The organism is Streptomyces sp. NPDC051561, assembly GCF_044454195.1.
Taxonomy (GTDB): Bacteria; Actinomycetota; Actinomycetes; order Streptomycetales; family Streptomycetaceae; genus Streptomyces.
Map to the genome: position 1 here is coordinate 49768 of NZ_JBITDM010000015.1, position 17652 is coordinate 67419.

Annotated in this window: 14 protein-coding genes; 10 read left to right on the forward strand and 4 right to left on the reverse strand. The window is 70.8% G+C overall.

The window, feature by feature from the left end:
* Positions 1 to 30: 30 nt before the first annotated feature.
* From ACIA73_RS28115 to ACIA73_RS28125, 3 genes are all read left to right on the forward strand, one after another.
* A complete protein-coding gene (locus ACIA73_RS28115; protein WP_399441553.1) occupies positions 31 to 882 on the forward strand; it encodes a PRD domain-containing protein in 852 nt (283 codons plus the stop codon).
* Positions 883 to 1296: 414 nt separating this feature from the next.
* Complete coding sequence (locus tag ACIA73_RS28120) at positions 1297 to 3261, forward strand: PAS domain S-box protein (RefSeq protein WP_399441554.1); 1965 nt, start codon at positions 1297 to 1299, stop codon at positions 3259 to 3261.
* 649 nt (positions 3262 to 3910) lie between these two features.
* Positions 3911 to 5356 (forward strand): hypothetical protein, encoded by a 1446-nt coding sequence (locus ACIA73_RS28125; protein ID WP_399441555.1) that lies wholly within the window; start codon positions 3911 to 3913, stop codon positions 5354 to 5356.
* A 163-nt stretch (positions 5357 to 5519) separates the two neighbouring features.
* On the opposite strand, the gene ACIA73_RS28130 is transcribed toward ACIA73_RS28125, so the two are convergent.
* The 3 genes from ACIA73_RS28130 to ACIA73_RS28140 form a co-directional block, all read right to left on the reverse strand.
* Positions 5520 to 5684 carry a hypothetical protein gene (locus ACIA73_RS28130; RefSeq protein ID WP_399441557.1) on the reverse strand — a complete coding sequence of 55 codons (165 nt, stop codon included), beginning with the start codon at positions 5682 to 5684 and terminating at the stop codon, positions 5520 to 5522.
* Between the two features lie 189 nt (positions 5685 to 5873).
* Positions 5874 to 6545: a hypothetical protein gene (locus ACIA73_RS28135; protein ID WP_399441558.1), complete on the reverse strand. Its 672-nt coding sequence runs from the start codon at positions 6543 to 6545 to the stop codon at positions 5874 to 5876.
* A 374-nt stretch (positions 6546 to 6919) separates the two neighbouring features.
* Positions 6920 to 8605: a DUF4157 domain-containing protein gene (locus ACIA73_RS28140; RefSeq protein WP_399441559.1), complete on the reverse strand. Its 1686-nt coding sequence runs from the start codon at positions 8603 to 8605 to the stop codon at positions 6920 to 6922.
* A 581-nt stretch (positions 8606 to 9186) separates the two neighbouring features.
* Between ACIA73_RS28140 and ACIA73_RS28145 the strand changes: the two genes are divergently transcribed.
* From ACIA73_RS28145 to ACIA73_RS28155, 3 genes are all read left to right on the forward strand, one after another.
* Positions 9187 to 9876 carry a LuxR C-terminal-related transcriptional regulator gene (locus ACIA73_RS28145; protein ID WP_399441560.1) on the forward strand — a complete coding sequence of 230 codons (690 nt, stop codon included), beginning with the start codon at positions 9187 to 9189 and terminating at the stop codon, positions 9874 to 9876.
* Between the two features lie 220 nt (positions 9877 to 10096).
* The gene (locus ACIA73_RS28150) at positions 10097 to 10777 is read left to right on the forward strand and encodes a DUF4255 domain-containing protein (protein WP_399441562.1); all 681 of its coding nucleotides are present in this window, start codon (positions 10097 to 10099) and stop codon (positions 10775 to 10777) included.
* Positions 10774 to 12813: an ATP-binding protein gene (locus ACIA73_RS28155; protein ID WP_399441563.1), complete on the forward strand. Its 2040-nt coding sequence runs from the start codon at positions 10774 to 10776 to the stop codon at positions 12811 to 12813. The genes ACIA73_RS28150 and ACIA73_RS28155 overlap by 4 nt, the downstream gene beginning before the upstream one ends.
* A gap of 76 nt (positions 12814 to 12889) precedes the next feature.
* Here the strand turns inward: ACIA73_RS28155 and ACIA73_RS28160 are convergent, their stop codons facing one another.
* On the reverse strand, positions 12890 to 14281 hold the full coding sequence (locus tag ACIA73_RS28160; protein ID WP_399441564.1) for an RICIN domain-containing protein: 1392 nt from the start codon (positions 14279 to 14281) through the stop codon (positions 12890 to 12892).
* A gap of 445 nt (positions 14282 to 14726) precedes the next feature.
* Here ACIA73_RS28160 and ACIA73_RS28165 point away from each other — a divergent pair, with 445 nt between their 5' ends.
* From ACIA73_RS28165 to ACIA73_RS28180, 4 genes are all read left to right on the forward strand, one after another.
* Positions 14727 to 16337 (forward strand): phage tail sheath family protein, encoded by a 1611-nt coding sequence (locus ACIA73_RS28165; RefSeq protein ID WP_399441565.1) that lies wholly within the window; start codon positions 14727 to 14729, stop codon positions 16335 to 16337.
* A gap of 97 nt (positions 16338 to 16434) precedes the next feature.
* A complete protein-coding gene (locus tag ACIA73_RS28170) occupies positions 16435 to 16881 on the forward strand; it encodes a phage tail protein (protein ID WP_399441566.1) in 447 nt (148 codons plus the stop codon).
* Positions 16881 to 17372: a hypothetical protein gene (locus ACIA73_RS28175; protein ID WP_399441567.1), complete on the forward strand. Its 492-nt coding sequence runs from the start codon at positions 16881 to 16883 to the stop codon at positions 17370 to 17372. The genes ACIA73_RS28170 and ACIA73_RS28175 overlap by 1 nt, the downstream gene beginning before the upstream one ends.
* On the forward strand, positions 17369 to 17524 hold the full coding sequence (locus ACIA73_RS28180; RefSeq protein ID WP_399441568.1) for a DUF6760 family protein: 156 nt from the start codon (positions 17369 to 17371) through the stop codon (positions 17522 to 17524). Before ACIA73_RS28175 ends, ACIA73_RS28180 begins: the two co-directional genes overlap by 4 nt.
* Positions 17525 to 17652 lie beyond the last annotated feature (128 nt).

Genomic DNA, 17652 nt, shown 5'->3' on the forward strand with positions numbered 1-17652 from the left:
TCGGACCACGGACGGAAAGGCGGACCGGCGTTGAAGGCGCTGCGTGTCCTCAACAACAACGTGGTTCTCGCGCGCGACGAGAACGGCCAGGAAGTCATCCTCACCGGTCGTGGCATCGGCTTCGGCGCCCGCCAGGGCAAGCCCGTCGACCCCTCCCTGATCGTGCGCGTCTTCGTGCCGGCCGACGGCCGCGACCCCGACCACCTGGCCGAAGCCCTCGCCCTCGTCGGCGAGGAGGTCCTGCGGGCCGTCGTGATCGCTCTCACCGAAGTCGGCATCGAGGGACGCGAGTCCACCCGGCCCACCCTCGCCATCGCGGTCGCCGATCACGTAGCGGGCGCACTGGACCGGGCCGGGCGCGGCATCGTCGTCGAGTACCCGCTGCGCGCCGAGGCCCAGGCCCTGTACGCCACCGAGTACGCCCAGGCGCAGCGCCTGCTCCAGGCCATCAACAAGCGTCTGGACCCCAAGCTGGACGACTCCGAGGCGACCGCGCTCACGCTGCACCTGGTCAACGCGGGCTTCGCCTCGGGCGACCTGTCCTTCACGTACACGATGACCGGGGTCATCCAGCAGATGCTCACCGTCGTGCAGAAGCAGTACGGACTGGAGGTCTCCCAGGAGTCCATGAGCGCGGCGCGGTTCATCACCCACGTGCGCTACCTCTTCGTACGGATCCAGCAGCACCGGCAGCTGACGGGCCACGAGTCCACGATCGGTACGGGCATCCGCCGCCACTATCCGGAGGCGACCCATACCGCCCAGCGCCTGGCGACGATCGTCGAGATGCGTCTGGGAGAGCGGCTGAGCGAGGACGAAGTCTCCTATCTGGCGCTGCACGTGGCCCGCATGACCATGGACGCCGACGGGTCCGCCGCCTGAACGCACGCACGGCACGGGGTGCTCAGGAGGGGCGACGAGGCGGTCAGGAGGAGGCGGTCACGACGGGGTGGGCGCGAAGACCTCGTGGGGGCGCCGGCCGTTCGTACGGACCCGGCGTGTCGTCTCCCGTGGCGGGGGCCGCGGCTCAAGCTCGGGAAGCATCGAATCGAAGAGGAGTCGTCGGCTGGTTCGACGTGTCCGGCCTTAGTCCGCACGCCCAGGGTGCGCCGGGGGCGGTCCTTGCGGTCACGTCCTGATCCTTGATCGTCACACCCAGAAGATCATGAGGTGACCGTCCGCTTGCCGCAGGACCGAACAGCCACCCCTCCCGGTGGTGGCGGTGCGGCGTATAAAGGTTCAGGATTCGTCACAAGCGAGCGCTTGGCGACAAACTGCCCCTCCGGGAAGACGCGCATGCTGAGATGCTCCATGGAACCGGCCAAGGACAGAACTCACCCCGGAACGATCCCCTTCGCGGAGGAACCGTTTCGCGCGCTCCTCGAAGCAGCCCCCGACGCGATGGTGATCGTGGACGACGGCGGGATCATCCGGCTGGTCAACGCACAGACAGAGACGCTGTTCGGATACCCCCGAAAGGAACTCCTCGGCCGGCCCGTGGAAATTCTGGTACCCCAGCGGTTCCGGGACCAGCACCCCGGCCACCGCCTGGGCTACTCCGCCAACCAGCAGGTCCGGCCCATGGGTGCCAACCTCGAACTGTACGGACTGCGCCGCGACGGAGCGGAGTTCCCCGTCGAAATCAGCCTCAGCCCTCTCCAGACCCCCGGCGGCCTCCTGATCTCGGCCGCCGTCCGCGACGTCAGCGAACGCAAGGCCGCCGAGGCTCGCTTCCGCGCTCTGCTGGAGGCCGCTCCGGACGCCATCGTGATCGTGGACGACGCCGGCGTCGTCCAACTGGTGAACGCACAGACCGAAGCCCTCTTCGGCTACCGTCGCGAAGAGCTCCTGGGCCAACAGGTGGAAGTCCTGGTCCCACAACGGTTCCACCATCACCATCCCTCCCACCGGCACGGCTACGTCGACAACCGCCGCGTACGCCCCATGGGCGCCGGACTCGACCTCTACGGCCTGCGCAAGGACGGTGTCGAATTCCCCGTCGAGATCAGCCTCAGCCCCCTGGAAACGCCGGACGGGACCCTCGTCTCCGCCGCCATCCGCGACGTCAGCGAACGCAAGGCCGCCGAGGCCCAGCTCGCCGAACTCTACGAACAGCAACGCCACGTCGCCCTGACCCTGCAACGCAGCCTGATGGGCTCGCCCGCCCCACTGCCCGGCATGGACACCTCCCACCGCTACTTCCCCGCCCGACAGGGCCCGGGGGTCGGCGGAGACTGGTTCGACCTGATCGCGCTCGGCGGCGGCCGGGTCGGCGTACTGATGGGCGACGTCATGGGCCGCGGGCTGGAGGCCGCCGCCGTGATGGGCCAGCTGCGCTCGGCCTCGCACGCCCTGGCCAAGACCGGCATGCCGCCCTGGCAGCTGATGCGGGCCCTGGACGCGGTCGTCAGCGAACTCCCCGACCAACTCGTCACCTGCTGCTACCTCATCCTGGACCCCGACGAAAGCGCCCTCACCGTGTGCTCCGCCGGCCACCTGCCCGTCCTGCTGGTGGACCCCACAGGACAGGTCCGCAGGCTCCCCGTACCGGTCAGCGTGCCACTGGGCGTCGGAGAGGTCCCCCATCAGGAAACCCGGCTGACCGTACCGCCCTCCTCAGTGCTGGCCCTGTACACCGACGGCCTGGTGGAGACCCCCACCAGCGACATCGAGGAACAGATCGACGCGCTCGCCATAGCTCTGGAGAAGGCCACCGCCGACACCCCCTGCCTGGAAATGGCCGCCGACTCCGTACTCGCGGCCCTGCTCCCCGATCCCCAGGATTACGCCGACGATGTGACACTGCTCCTCGCCCGCGTCCCCCCGGCACCCGTGACCGCCGTCTCCGCACTGCTCCCCGCGCAGCCGGTCAGCGTGGGCACCGGGCGCCGGTTCCTGCGGGGCACCCTCAGGGACTGGGGCTGCGAGGACCTCACCGACACCGCCTGCCTCCTGGCCTCCGAACTGCTGACCAATTCGGTACGCCATGCCTGCGACCCCCTGCGGCTGCGGCTGCGCCGCACCAGTTACGAGCTCCACATCGAGGTCTGTGACGGCAGCCCCGTACTACCGCAGGCCAGGACCGCTGATGCTCACGAGGAGTCGGGCCGCGGTCTGGCCCTGCTGGACCAACTGGCGGCCACCTGGGGAACCTTGCCCACCCAGGAAGGCAAAGCCGTGTGGTTCTCCCTCCCCCTACCGAGACCCGACGCAAGCCAGGACGCAGCCGAGGCGGGAAGCGGCGACAAAATCGGTGCCTGAAGCAGGACCCTGCCGTGAACACGGGGCGCCGACGGGCGGCTGCTGCACCTCGTGTCCGAGCTGGGCACCCCCGAGTGCGGGTATGGCGGTCGGGGCTCGGGCGCAGGTCCAAGCCGGCACCGTCCCGAGTCGAGCCTTCGCGCAGCCATCTGGGCAGTACCGGCTCCGTCCCGGCCGCCTTCCTGTAGGCCAGGCGCTTCGTTCCCGCGAACTCCAGGAGGCCTGGGTTCGCTTCGTCACCACCGGCGACGCGGGCGGGTCCGCCCACCGGGCGGGCGGGCACCTCACCCGAGTCCTTTCTTCCGCGCGGCTTCGCCAGATGCACCCCACCCCTCTGAGGGGGTGTTGGTGGGATTGTCGCAACAGGTGTTGGTCCGATCGGCTTACCCGTGCCGCGCGGCGGCCCGATCCAGGGTGGTTTGCGTTTGAGGGTGGCGCTCGGGTGCTGCGCTGGCGGCATCTCCGCGTCTGTTGCTGAGGAGATACTGCTGTGCTGTCGTCTTCGCTTCGCCGTGCGGGTGTTCCCGTGCGGGTGGTTCAGGGGGCTCTCACCCTGGGTGTGTCCGCCGCGCTGATGGTTCCCGCCGTGGCGCAAGCCGCAGTCCCCGACGCTGCGACCACGTTTGCTTCCCGTCCCGTGGCGGGGAAGGTGACATCCCGGATCGGACAGTTCGTCCGCGCGACACCTACCACCAAGGCGAGGAAGCTGGGCGCGTACCGGCCCGGTGCCCGCGTCTCGCTGAAGTGCAAAGTCAGAAGTCAGAACGTTGCGGGCAACAGCATCTGGTACAAGCTCTACGACCGTACCGGGTGGATGAGCGCCCGCTACGTCTCCAACTCCGCGCCCGTCGCCTGGTGCCCCACCTCGGTCACCAAGGGAACCAAGGGCGAGAAGGGCGATCCGGGCCCGTCAGGTCCCGCCGGGCCGGCGGGACCGAAGGGTGATGCGGGAACCGACGGGGCCCCGGGCCCGGCGGGTGCGGCTGGTCCTGCGGGTCCCCAGGGCCCGGCCGGACCGCGGGTGAGCCCGGACGACTGGACGGACGCGGAGAAAGCCGAGATGAAGGGACCGAAGGGGGAGAAGGGTGACCCCGGCGGCCCGAAGGGCGACAAGGGCGATACCGGCCCCGCAGGCCCGGCCGGTCCCCAGGGTGCCCCCGGCACCGACGGCGCCCAGGGCCCGAAGGGAGACGCGGGCCCGGAGGGTCCGGCAGGCCCGGCAGGACCCCGGGGACCGGAAGGCTCCCGGGTGAGCCCGGACATCTGGACCGACGCGGAGAAGGCCGAGATGAAGGGCCCGAAGGGCGACACCGGCCCAGCCGGTCCTGCGGGGCCTCAGGGTCCCGAGGGCCCGCGCACGTCCCCGGACGACTGGACGGACGCGGAGAAGGCGGAGATGAAGGGCAACAAGGGCGACAAGGGCGATCCCGGTGCCGACGGCCCGGCCGGCCCCAAGGGCGATACCGGTGCCGCAGGCCCCAAGGGCGACACGGGAGCCAAGGGCGACAAGGGCGACACCGGAGCAGCAGGCCCCACAGGCCCCGCCGGGACGAAGGGCGACACCGGAGCAGCAGGCCCCACAGGCCCCGCCGGGGCAAAGGGCGACACCGGAGCAGCCGGAGCCACCGGCCCGGCCGGAGCTGCGGGTGCTGCCGGTGTCAAGGGTGACCCGGGGGCGAAGGGTGACACGGGAGCCGCTGGTGCTACCGGCCCCAAGGGCGACAAGGGTGCCACGGGTGTTGCGGGTCCCAAGGGTGACACGGGTGCTGCCGGGCCCACAGGAGCCACAGGCCCTCAGGGCGCGACCGGGCCCCAGGGCGAACGGGGACCTGCCGGGCCGCTCAAGCACCTCTACAGCGCCAACCAGACAGTCCCGGTGGGCGGGGCGCTCATCACGCTCGACGGCCCCGTGTGCCCCGCCGGGCACGCGGTCAGCAGCGGCGGCTATTACCGCAGCGACGTGGGCAGCTCCGTCGTTGTCTGGGACAGCTATTCCAGGGAGAGCGCGAACTCCTGGCGCATCCGCGTCAGGAACAACGGGTCCAGCGACTCCACGATCCAGGTCCTGACGATCTGCACCCCCACAGCCAGCTAAGGAGCTGCGCCCTTTCCCTTTGCGGGGGCGACCTGCGCGACTTCGCCGCCCACCCGCATCCGGGAGAGACACCACCCTGAGCGCCCGGTGGTCCGGCACACCCGTGCCGGACCACCGGGCGCTCCGCGCACATCAGAGCGCTGTAGGCAAGGCGGACGGACTGTCACCGCATGCGGATACGCACCGGCACCGGTGGACGGCCAGCGGCGACGATTCCCTGGTGAGTGATCTTCAGCAGGAACAGGAAGCCGGAACGAACACCCATCAGAACCCGAACCAGCCATGGCCCGCCCGGCCCTGACCCGTCCGTGTCCACGAATGCAGGCATCTTGCGAAGCTGGGCAGAAGACACCCGCACGGAGCTATGGCACAGCTCCTGAACGCAGGAGAGCCACACGTCCAGGTGTCGCCGGGGCAAGGCCCGGACGCCGCCGGGGCCTACGCCGCCGAGGCAGTGCAGTCTGCCGTGCTCGTCCGCCCAGTACTCAGTCCGCCCAGTACTCAGTCCGCCCCGTACTCAGTCTGCCCCGCCCGGGTCGTCGAAGTTCTTGTACTTGTCCAGCGGGAAGCCGCCCGTGATTCCGGCGAGTTGATGAGCGTCGGCGCCCGTGGGCCGGTAGTGACCGCTGTCGTTCGTCCACTTCTCCAGGACGCCGTTGGAGAACACGGCGGTGCCCGCCCAGTACACGAGTCCTTCACCGGCCCTCTTGGCCTTGGCGAGCGCGGAATGACCCTCTTCCTGCTCGGTGCCGACCTGGGAGGCCATGATCTTGTCGGGCTTCCGGACGGGGACCACGAAGTTGTATTTGCCGTTGGCCGGTTCGGGGGCTCCGTACTGCTTGCGGCCCTCGTGGGGTGTCGCGGAGTAGAGCATCGTCTCCAGGTCCAGGGAGAGCTTGTAGCGTGCGCCGTTGCGTTGCTGGACGAGCATTTCGTTGGCGAACGCGACCGTCCCCGCCATCGGAACGGGCAGGTTCTTGTCCAACTGCTGCCACAGCTTCGCGGCCATGTCCGTCTTGCCCTGGGCCTGGAGGAATTCGGCGCTGCGCTTCAGTGCCGAGCCGGAGCGGGACGCCTCCACCTCCTCCCGGGTCGAACGGTTGGTGCGCTGGACCGCGGCGGGACCGGCGGCGGCTCTGCCGCCGTGGGCCGCGATGCGCTGAAGCTGGGACAGCCAGGCGTTCGACATTCCCGGGCGGGGTGCGGCGTCGCGCGGCGTGGCGGAGCGAGTCCCGCTCCTCGTGGCGTATTCATGGCCGTGCGCCTGTCCGTGTCCTCGGTGGTGCATGCAGGTCCTTCCGACAGCCAAACTGGTTGTTCTCATCAGAGGGCGCGGGGGTGTGCAGGGGGCGCGGGAGGGGGCGTCAAGCGTGGACCTCCGGGCCCTCGTCCCCACCGCGGCCCGCTGCACCATCCGTCGCTCCCGGCCCTGCCAGCATGCGTACGACGGCTGCGTTTCCGGCTCTGTCCTGGAGATGGTGCAGGCGTACGACGATCTGCGGGTCCGGCGCTTGCCGGGCGAGGGGCGCCGGCTCGTGGGCGCTTCCCGGCGTGCTCAAGGCGTCAGCCTCGCAGGGTCATGGTGATCGTCGCGCCCACGAACAGCTCCGCGCTCGTCCAGCCCTCGTGCCAGGTGCGGCCCGCCTCCTGGCCGTACATGCGGAAGTACCACAGAGGATCGTTGGAGCTGGCGGTGTCCAGGGTGCCTTCCTTCTGTTCGCGGAAGTAGTTCTCCAGGGTGACGTAGTCGTCGCCGCTGCGGGCGACGACTCCTCCGAAGTGGAACGGCACGGCTCCCCTCATGCCGTCGACCTGCTCGGCGTTGGGCTGCGTCATGGTCGTCATTCCCTCGCCCACCTTGGGCGTGGGGGCGTGCTGATTGATGCCCAGTGCCTTGAGGGCCGCCTCGGCCTTCTCCTCGTCCTCCTTGACCAGTTCCTGGAACCGGCCGCTCATCGCCTCCGTGGTCCTCATGTACGGCTCGGTGTCGCCGTCGCTGCCGAGATCCATGGCCTCCTGGTACCTGCCCTTCCAGCCGCCCTGCGGGTCCAGGCGCACGAGGAACTTCTCCAGGACCTCCCAGTACTGGGCGTCGGCCGCGCGCGCCATGCTGCGCTTGCCCGTGACGACGCCGATCATCTCGTTGCAGCGCTGCGGGCCCGTCACCTCAAGGCCCTTGGTCTTCGGACCGCCCTTCTCCTTGCGGAGCTTGGGCTCGATCTCGTACAGCGTGACCGTCTTGCCCCGGCCCTCGATGGTCAGGGTCCTGCCGGTCTTGGAGAGGGAGATCCCCTTGTTCTGCTTGGCTCCGGGAAGCCGCTTGACCGAGTCGTTGAACTGCTTGTCGGTGGCGAAGAAGTTCTTCGGCTCCTGCCCGCCGCCCGCGTGTTCCACGGCCAGGTCGAAGCCGTCGGAGACGGCGAGGTCGACCTCACCCTTGTAGACGAGGTGGGGCTTGGGCGGTGCGTGGGAGGACTGTTCGTCGAACCAGCTGCCCCGGTCGTTCGGCTCCTGGCCCACGAAGAAGTCGTCGGAGTCGGGATTCTTCGCGGGGTACTCCGCCGAGCCCGCCCTGATGACGTGCATCCGCTGAACGGACGGGCCCGGGCCGCCGCAGCCGTCGCCGCCCGCGCAGCCACCGCCGGCCGGATGCGCGGCGGGGCCCCTGTCCTGCGCGGTCTCGCGGCCGGAGGCCGTGCGCTGCACGGGCATCGGCCCGCGCATGACCTCGTCCGCCTTCTGCTCGGCGTGCAGTTCACCCGAGTCGCCGGGGGTGGACATGCTGACGCCCGCGCCGTTGTCCGTACCGGCGACCGGACCCTGCTGCTGGTCCTGGAAGTGGGCGAACTCGTGCGCCCAGTCCTTCATGGTCATGTCGCCGCCGACGACGATGTGGGGGCCGCTGGTGTAGGCCTTGGCGTCCAGGAGGGACGCGGACTCCCGCGCCTGCGAGCCCTTGTGGATGAGGGCACCGCTGAAGTCGGCACCGCCGAAACGCTGCTCCAGTTCGGTCCGCAGCCCGGTTTCCAGCTGCTCGGCCGGGGAGTTGATCCCCAGGTCGAGGGCGGCCCGCTGCACCTGGGCGTGGTCGGCCTCGGGCCCGGCGGCGGACGCACCGGCCGACGGCGTCGCCGCGCGCTGGATGCGCTGGATCCAGGCACTGCTCAGGGGCGACGGCGCCGCCCTCGCGGCAGGCTTGCCCGCCGCCCTGTCCTGTGCCTGGACGTGCGCCGGATGCAGGGTCCGCATGCGTTGTCCTCTCCTCCGCCGAAGGTCACCCGATCCGCCACATTTACCGTGGCGGGCACGCGGCGAACAGGGCCGCGAGTGCACCTTCGGGGGCAGACTCCCGAGTGCACCAGAGCGTGCCCCTTCGGGCAGACCACGGGGGCAACGAGGGCACTTCCGCTACCACCGGTGACCGGAACGCACCCTTCCCCTCGCAGGCCCCGTTCCCCGGAACAAGCCGTCGGCGGGCCTCCACGCACAGCGGCCGGTGCACCTCCACACCCGCACCTGAGGTACGCACAGCACCGCCCAACTTCCCTGCACACGTGCCGGTTCGGCCCTTGCGGGGACACCGGCCGCCAGGGTGGCTTCCTCGACGTGCCGACAGGGTGCGCCTGTTGGCCAGTTCCCGTTCGTCCCCACGGAGCTGGCCAAATCGCCGTGATACTGATGGTCACAAGGGGTGCCATGGTGCTCAAGAGAGATCAAAAAAGCTCAAACATGACCTCCCGTCCGCCGAGGTGACGCCCTGTCACCAAACCCTGCCGCAGGATCCCGCAGCCCCCGAACCATGCTCCGGGGCCCATGAGAGGAACGAAGCCGTGAGTGACCGTGCCGACGGGCCCTACGTCGCCGGCAGAGGGCTCCCGGGCGTCAGCACCGCCGGCCCCCACACGCGACGCGTCCCCGTCGCGGTGACCGCACCCGACCCGCTCAGCCGCGAGGGCGCCGTCAGTCACCTGCGCCGTCACCCGGAGATCGAACTGAGCGAGGAGGCGGGGCCAGGCACCGTCGCGCTGCTGATCGAGAACAGCCTGGACGACGCCTCCCTCACCCGGATCCGCCGAGTCTCGCGAAGTCAGGGCGCCCGTGCCGTGCTGGTGGTCGGCTCGATCCGGGAGAGCGAGCTGCTCGAAGTAGTCGAGTGCGGCGTCGGCGCGATCGTCTGGCAGCACCAGGCCACCGCGACCCGGCTGGTGCAGGCCGTGCTCGCGGCCTCCCGAGGCGACGGCGACCTCCCGGCCGACCTCCTCGGCAGACTGATCAGCCAGGTCGGATCGCTGCAACGAGGAGCGGCCGGCCGGCCGGGCACCCCCACGCTCGGTCTCGCCGCCCGTGAAGTGGACGTACTGCGCCTGGTGTCCGAGGGACTCGACACCGGGGAGATCGCGGCCAAGTTGTCGTACTCCGAGCGGACCGTCAAGAACGTCATCCACGGACTCACCACCCGACTGCACCTGCGCAATCGGGCACACGCCGTGGCCTACGCCCTGCGTGAGGGCTACATCTGACGTTTGCCCGCGCGCCTGGTCGCATGCCCCTGGCGAAGGTCACGACCGGCCGGACGCGCACCCCGGGACGCCTTCCGGTGGCTGCTCGGGCAGCGAGCCCTGCCCCGGTGCCGGACCCGCCGACCCCGCCGCACCTGGGGACGGCGGGGCCGCCCGGGCACGATCGGGGAGGGCGGTGCGGAGTTCGGGCCACCCGGCACGAGTGCGGACGGAGCGGCGCGTGATCCACGAGGTGGACGAGGTCCTGGGGAACCTGCTGAGGGGCGGGGCGTTGAAGGAATCCCGGGTCGAGGTGTCGTTCGAGGCCCCTACCCGGGACTGGGCGGCACGGCGCAACGCCCCCACGGTCAACGCCTACCTGTACGACATACGCGAGGACGTGGCGCGGCGGCAGCGCGGCCAGCTCCCGGTGCGCGACGAGAACGATGTCGTCGTGCGCCGCCGGCAGCCGCCCCGCTGGTTCCGGCTGTCCTACCTGCTGACCGCGTGGACGAAGATCCCGCAGGACGAACACAGGCTGCTGTCGGCGGTGTTGGCGACCCTGCTGCCCCGCGAGGTACTGCCACCCAGTGAACTGCCCGGCTCCCTGGGGTCTTTGGGGCTTTCGATACCGCTGTCCGTGGCGGGAGTGCAGACGGAGTCCCGGTCCCTCGCCGACATCTGGTCCGCGCTGGGCGGGGAGTTGAAGCCCTCCCTGGACCTGGTGGTGACCGCCCCCTTCCCCGCGTTCCCGGAGTACGACGCCGGGCCGCCGGTCACCGAAGGGGCGACGGTACGGGTGCGTGCGCTGGACGGCACTCCCGCAGACGCTTCGGAACGCTCCCACCGGCCACGACAGGTGGCGGCCGTCCGCGCCGCCAGGAAGGCCGCCTCGGCGAGCCGCCGCAGGGGACTGCGGTGAGCGCCGCGCAGGCGCCCACGCCGGACACCGCACAGGCCCGGGCACTGCTGGCACGCCTCGCCGGTCTGCGCGAGCGGGTGGCCGCGCTGGTCGAGCGACGCTCCGCGAACGACCCCACCGCGGACGACCCGTTGCGCGGCCTCTACCTGTCCGAGGACGCGGTACGCCATCTGCTGCGCACCCGGCCGGTCACCTCGGGTGACGACGGAGGTCAGGTTACCGACGGGTTCACGCCAGATGCCGCCGCGCCGGGCACGGGGTCCGGAGCCGTCTCCGGCGACCGTCTCGCCCTCCTCGCCGCGCGCACCGGGCTCACCGCCCTCGACACCCAGCTCCTCCTGACGGCTCTCGCCCCCGACGTCGACCGCACCGTCGAGCAGTTCTACGGCTACCTCAACGACGACGTGAGCCGCCGGCGCGCCACCGCGGGACTGGCCCTGGACCTGTGCGGGGTGCCCGCGCACATGGCGGCCGCCCGGGCCCGGCTGCACCCCTCCGCACCGCTGCTCACGTCCGGCCTGCTGGAGGTAGAGGAGCCCGAACGCCCCTTCCTGACCAGGTCGTTGCGCGTCCCGGACCGCATCGTCGGCCATCTCCTCGGCGATGACACCCGCGACGCGGACCTCCTCGGCAAACTGCTGCCGCTGCCCGGGCCGCTGCCCCCCGACCCCGCGTCCGCCGACTTCGTCCGCCGCCTCGCGGCCCGGCTGCGCAGCGGCCCGCTCACCGTCTACCTGCGGGAACCGCGCGAGGGAGACGGCCTGACCGCGCTCACCGCGGCACTGCGCGCCGCGGGTCTCGACGCTCTGCTCTGCGCGGACGCCGAACACCTCGTCCCTCCGCTGCTGCGCGAGGCGCGACTCGGTGGCCTGGCGATCGTCGTACGGGGCCTGCCCGAACATCCCGGGCCACTGGTACGGGCCCTCACCGGCGCCCCGGACGTGACCGTACTGCTGACGGACGCGCGCCCGTACGATCCGCACTGGTCCTCCGCGGTACCACTGGTCCTGGAGGCGCCGGGCCGCCGCGCCGGCGGGTCGGACGCCTGGCGGGCGGCGCTCGGCCCCGACGCCGAGTCCTTCGACCTGGCGGCCGCCGTCGCCCCGTACCGACTGGACGGCGACCGCATCCTGCAGACGGCGCACGCGGCCCGGGCGCTGGCCGCCTTCGACGGTTCGCCCGTCACCGCGGACCACGTCCGCCTCGCCGCACGCCGCCAGTCGGTGTCGGGGCTCGAACGGCACGCCCGACGGATCCGGCCGGACGTCGACTGGACGGACCTGGTCCTGCCGGACGGACCGCTGACCCAGCTGCGCGAACTCGCCCTGCGCGCCCGTCATCGCGAACAGGTGCTGGGCGACTGGAGGTTGAGCGCGGGCGGCGGGCGCGGGCGAGGGGTGCTCGGGCTGTTCGCGGGTGCTTCCGGTACCGGCAAGACACTGGCGGCGGAGGTCGTCGCGGCCGATCTGGGGCTCGACCTCTACGTCGTACAGCTGTCGTCGATCGCCGACAAGTACGTGGGCGAGACGGAGAAGAACCTCGAACGGATCTTCACCGAGGCCGACCGCACGGACGCGGTGCTCCTGTTCGACGAGGCGGACGCCGTCTTCGGCAAGCGCTCCGAGGTGAAGGACTCCCACGACCGGTACGCCAACATGGAGAGCGCCTATCTCCTCCAGCGGCTGGAGTCCTTCGACGGCATCGCGCTGCTCACCACCAATCTGCGGGCCAACATCGACGAGGCGTTCACCCGCAGGCTCGACCTGGTGGTCGACTTCCCGTTCCCCGACATGGAGCAGCGGCTCGCGCTGTGGCGGCACGCGACGAAGCACGTGCCGTCCGACGACGGGATCGAACTGGAAGCCCTGGCGAAGGACTTCGAACTGGCGGGCGGGACGATCCGCAGTGCGGTGGTCACCGCCGCCTACCTCGCGGCGGAGCGCGGCAGCCCGGTCCGCACCGAGGACCTGCTGGAGGGGGCCCGGCGCGAGTACCGCAAGGCGGGGCGGCTGGTGCCGGGCGAGGGCAACTGGTGAAGTGCCCGACGGGGCATACGGGTGCGGTGCCGGGCCACAAGACCCGGCCCGGCACCGCACGCTGTCCGCAGGACGGTCAGTCCTTGAGCCGGATGATGCGCCATTCGTGGTCGTCCGTACGACTGCAGTCGAAGATCATCAGCGGCATGCCGGGACGGGTGTCGGCGTTCCCGCCCACGTCCAGGCACTTGCCGTTGCTGGCGAAGTTGCGGATCCAGTAGACCCCGGGGTCCGTCTCGTCGAGGTACCAGAGCTGGTTGTCCTTGAGCGTGCCGTCGCAGTGGAACTCGCCGATCGGGGTGCGGATCGGCCTGCCGTCGTATTCGCCCAGGTCCATGCAGAAGTCGTCGGCCCTGTTCTTGATCAGGAAGAGCGGCTTGCCGCCGGGGCCGCCCTTGGGCAGGGTGACGTCCAGGTCCCAGATCTGGTTGGCGTCGCGCTCGCGGCACTCGCCCTGGAGGACAGGGCCGTTGATCTTTCCCTTGCCCTCACCGGGAAGGTCGGCGCAGCGCTGGGTCGCGACGTTCTTGAGCAGGATGTTCTTGGCGGGAACGACCTCGGGCTTCTTGGGCGGTTTGGGCGCTCCGCCCCCTCCACCGGCGGGCTTCTCCTGGACGGGAGGCTTCTCCTCCTTCGGCGGGTCCGGCTGCTTCTCCGGCTCCTTGGGCGCGGGGCTGGGGGGCACGGGCAGGACGTTGCCGACCGCCGCCTGTTCCGAGGCACTCGTCCTGAGCTGCGGTTTGTACGCGATCCAGATGACCACGAAGGCGATCGCGCACGCGAGGAGGAGGCCGAGGAAGGTCGCCAGCCAGCGCGGCAGGAAGCCCCGCTGCACGTACAGGCCCTCCGTCTCCACCGGATCGGCTCCGGAGCGGCGCAGCGACAGGGAGTAGGGGCGTTCCTGCTTGGAGCCGAACCAGATGATCTGCCGCGGTTTGAGGTCCGCGTCCACGAAGGCCGCCCGGCCGGGTTCGATCTGTACGTTGCCGGGCCGGATCTCGTACGACAGGTGGTCGCCGTTGTCGCTGCCGCCGATCGACGCGGTCAGCTTGACGTTGCCGAGGTTGTCCACCGCGAGCCGGGGGCGTCCCCGGAAGCGCCCCTTGACCGTCGGCGGGACGATCTCCGCCCGGATTTCGGAGAAGGGGGTGAGAGTGAGGTTGCCCTCCTGGACGGTCACCGACTCCGGGTGTTCGGTGGGGGTGACGCGCACGGCGTACGGGTTGGGGCCCGCCGTGGCGTCCGGGGTGCGGGGCGGTTCGAAGGTCAGGTCGACCGTTCCGGTCGTGCCCGGATACAGGCGCAGTGTCTGCGGCTCCACCCGGATCCAGGGTGCGAGCTGGCCGACCGGCTCGAACCGGTACTCGTCGACCACGTCACCGGTGTTGCGCACCCGTAGTTGGGCCCGGGCGGTGCTGCCGGGATCGACGGTGGCGGAAAGGGGTTCAAGGGAAGTCCAAAGGCTCACCCCCGCACGCTAGGCGGACGGCCTCGGCACGGTCACCGGCAGCCGGGGCAGATCGTCCTGCCCGCAAGGGCCGGACCGGCGGGCACTACGGGTGCGGGGCGCGTGGCGCGGCGGGTGCGGGGCGCGAGGTACGGCGGGTGCGGGGCGAGTGTGACGACAGGTGCGGGGCAAGTCGCGCGACAGGGGCGGATGGGGACCCACGCCGGGTTCCCGACCGCGTGCACGGCGGGGGCGGCGGGCGGACGCCCGGCCCCGGCGGGCCCGACGTCGGCCCGCCCGGACCCGCCGGGCGGGCCGGCCGGTACGCGCGGCCGGACCGCGGTGCCCCTGCGGGCACACCGACGGCGGCCCGACTGCCCCCGCACCGGCCCCTGCGGACGTTTACCGCGAGGTCACACACCCGACAGGCTGACCGGTGTCCTGTCTATCCGGAGGAGCGCAGAGCATGCCGTCCTACTTGTCGCCCGGCGTCTACGTCGAGGAGGTGGCCAGCGGCTCGCGCCCCATCGAAGGTGTGGGCACCTCGGTGGCGGCCTTCGTGGGGCTCGCCCCCACCGGACCGTTGAACGAACCGACGCTGGTGACCAACTGGACGCAGTACGTCGCCTCCTTCGGCGCGTTCACCGAGGACTACTACCTCGCGCACTCGGTCTACGGCTTCTTCAACAACGGTGGCTCCGCCGCGTACGTGGTCCGCGTCGGCGGCGGTACGGACGCATCCGCCACCGAAGCGGACAGCGCGCGTAACGGAAGGGCCCCGGCCGCGGTGCGCGGCTCGCGCACGCCGGCCGCGCTGCCCGCCGCCGAGCCCGTACGCCTCGGCACCTTCGCCGTGACGGCCAACTCCCCCGGCACGAACGGCACACTGACCGTCGAGGTCGCCGACGCCGAGGGCGAGGGCCCGGCCGAGCGGTTCAAGCTGGTCGTCAACGACGGCGGCAAGCCGGTCGAGACCTTCGAGGTGAGCGCCAGCAAGAAGAGCGGGCGCAGCTACGTGGTCACCCAGGTCAAGGAGCGCTCGCAGCTCATCACGGTGACCGAGGCCGCACCCGCCGCGGAGCTGGCCCGTCCGGAGAACCAGACGGTGGCACTGCCCGCGCCGCCCGCTCCGGCACCCGTCGCGCCCGCGCCGGAACGTTCCGCCCACCCCGGCCCCGCCCAGTACCTCGGCGACTCCGCGGACCGTACGGGATTCGGCGGCCTGGAGGCCATCGACGAGATCTCCATGGTCGCGGTGCCCGACCTGATGTCCGCCTACGAGCGCGGCGCGATCGACCTGGAGGCCGTGAAGGCGGTCCAGCTCGGGCTGATCGCGCACTGTGAGCTGATGGGCGACCGGGTCGCGATCATCGACCCGCCACCGCGCCAGAACGCCCGCCAGATCCGGGTGTGGCGACAGGAGACGGCCGGTTACGACTCCAAGTTCGCGGCCCTGTACTACCCCTGGATCAAGACCTTCGACCCGGCGTCGGGCCAGTCCCGGCTGATCCCGCCGAGCGGGCACGTCGCGGGCATCTGGGCGCGCAACGACGCCGAGCGCGGCGTGCACAAGGCCCCCGCCAACGAGGTCGTACGCGGCGCGGTCGACCTGGAGCTCCAGATCACCCGCGGCGAGCAGGACCTGCTCAACCCGATCGGCGTGAACTGCATCCGGGCCTTCCCCGGCCGCGGCATCCGCGTCTGGGGAGCCCGCACCCTCTCCTCCGACCCGGCCTGGCGCTACCTGAACGTCCGCCGGTACTTCAACTACCTGGAGGAGTCGATCCTGATCGGCACCCAGTGGGTGGTGTTCGAGCCGAACGACCACAACCTGTGGGCCCGCATCCGCCGCAACATCTCGGCGTTCCTGGTCAACGAGTGGCGCAGCGGCGCCCTCTTCGGGCAGAGCCCGACCGAGGCGTACTACGTGAAGTGCGACGAGGAGACGAACCCGCCGGAGTCGGTGGACGTCGGCCGGGTCGTGTGCGAGATCGGCATCGCGCCGGTCAAGCCTGCCGAGTTCGTGATCTTCCGGCTGGCCCAGTTCTCCAGCGGGAGCGGCGAGTTGGAGGAGTAGGCCCCTTCGCTCCGTACCGGGGTGGGCCCGCGCGCGGGCCCACCCCTCCCCTCTTTTCCCTGCTCGAACCTCCCCGAACTCCTAGGACAGCGAACAGATGAGCCTCCAGCCGGGCGACGCCCTCACTTCACACAATTTCGGGCTGCAGATCGACGGCGTGATGGTCGAGTACCTCGCCGAGGTCAGCGGCCTCACCCTGGAAATGGACGTCATCAAGTACCAGCAGAACAACGGTTCCACCGGCAAGAGCGAGGTGTCGCTGCTGCCCGGTACGCAGAAGGACGGTCAGTGCACCGTCGTGCGCGGCATGACCCAGTCGTCCTCGTTCACCCAGTGGATCAACGACTCGATCAACGGCCGGATGGGCACGGCCCGCAAGAACGCGTCCATCATCGTGATGGACTTCGAGGACAACCCGGTCAAGCGCTACAACCTGCGCAACGCCTGGTGCAGCAAGATCGACACCAGCACCGTGAAGGCGGGCGAGGCCTCCGCGCTCACCGAGACCGTCACGATCGTCTTCGAAGAACTGGTCATCGAATAGTGCGGCGTTCGTCCGCCGGGACGCGGGGCGCGGTGACGCCCAGCGGGATCCCGGCCGAGAGGGAGACCGCCGCCGCACCGGCTCCCGTGCCGGAACCGGCACCGCCGGTACGGCAGGAGAAGCTGCGCACCGAGTTCCCCTTCGAGCTGCCGCGCGGGTACGTCGACGACTCCGACGTGGTGCACAAGCACGGCGTGATGCGCCTGTCGACGGCCAGGGACGAGCTCGTTCCGCTGCGCGACGTGCGCGTCCAGGAGAACCCGGCGTACCTGTCGGTGGTGCTGCTGGGCCGCGTCATCACCCAGCTCGGCACGCTTCCGATGGTGCACGACGGGATCGTGGAGAACATGTTCGCCTCGGACCTGGCGTTCCTCCAGGACTTCTACCGGCAGATCAACGCGGAGGGCCACACCCGCGCGGCCGTGCACTGCCCGCACTGCTCGGAGCCCTTCGAGGTGGAGCTCGGCGGGAGCCGCCTGGGGGAATCGTGACGTACGCGACCGACCGGCTGCACGAGGAGATCGCGTACGTCGCCTACCACTTCCACTGGGACCTGGAGTCGATCCTCGACCTCGAACACCACGACCGCCGCCAGTACACGGAACAGATCGCGTCCCTGGTGACGCGCGGCGCGGAGGGCTGAACCGGTGGGATTCCTGGACCGGTTGCGGGGCGGCCGGGGCAGCGACGGCCCGAGCGAGCCCGTCAACTCTCCTGACGCGGGGGCGACTTCCACTGCGGACGGCCGCGCTACGGACATGGGCTCCAGGC

Coding starts and splice junctions, on each gene's coding strand:
- ACIA73_RS28140 (WP_399441559.1), bottom strand. CDS start 8,605: ATGCGGACCCTGCATCCGGCGCACGTCCAGGCACAGGACAGGGCGGCG.
- ACIA73_RS28135 (WP_399441558.1), bottom strand. CDS start 6,545: ATGTCGAACGCCTGGCTGTCCCAGCTTCAGCGCATCGCGGCCCACGGC.
- ACIA73_RS28165 (WP_399441565.1), top strand. CDS start 14,727: ATGCCGTCCTACTTGTCGCCCGGCGTCTACGTCGAGGAGGTGGCCAGC.
- ACIA73_RS28120 (WP_399441554.1), top strand. CDS start 1,297: ATGCTGAGATGCTCCATGGAACCGGCCAAGGACAGAACTCACCCCGGA.
- ACIA73_RS28170 (WP_399441566.1), top strand. CDS start 16,435: ATGAGCCTCCAGCCGGGCGACGCCCTCACTTCACACAATTTCGGGCTG.
- ACIA73_RS28130 (WP_399441557.1), bottom strand. CDS start 5,684: ATGCCTGCATTCGTGGACACGGACGGGTCAGGGCCGGGCGGGCCATGG.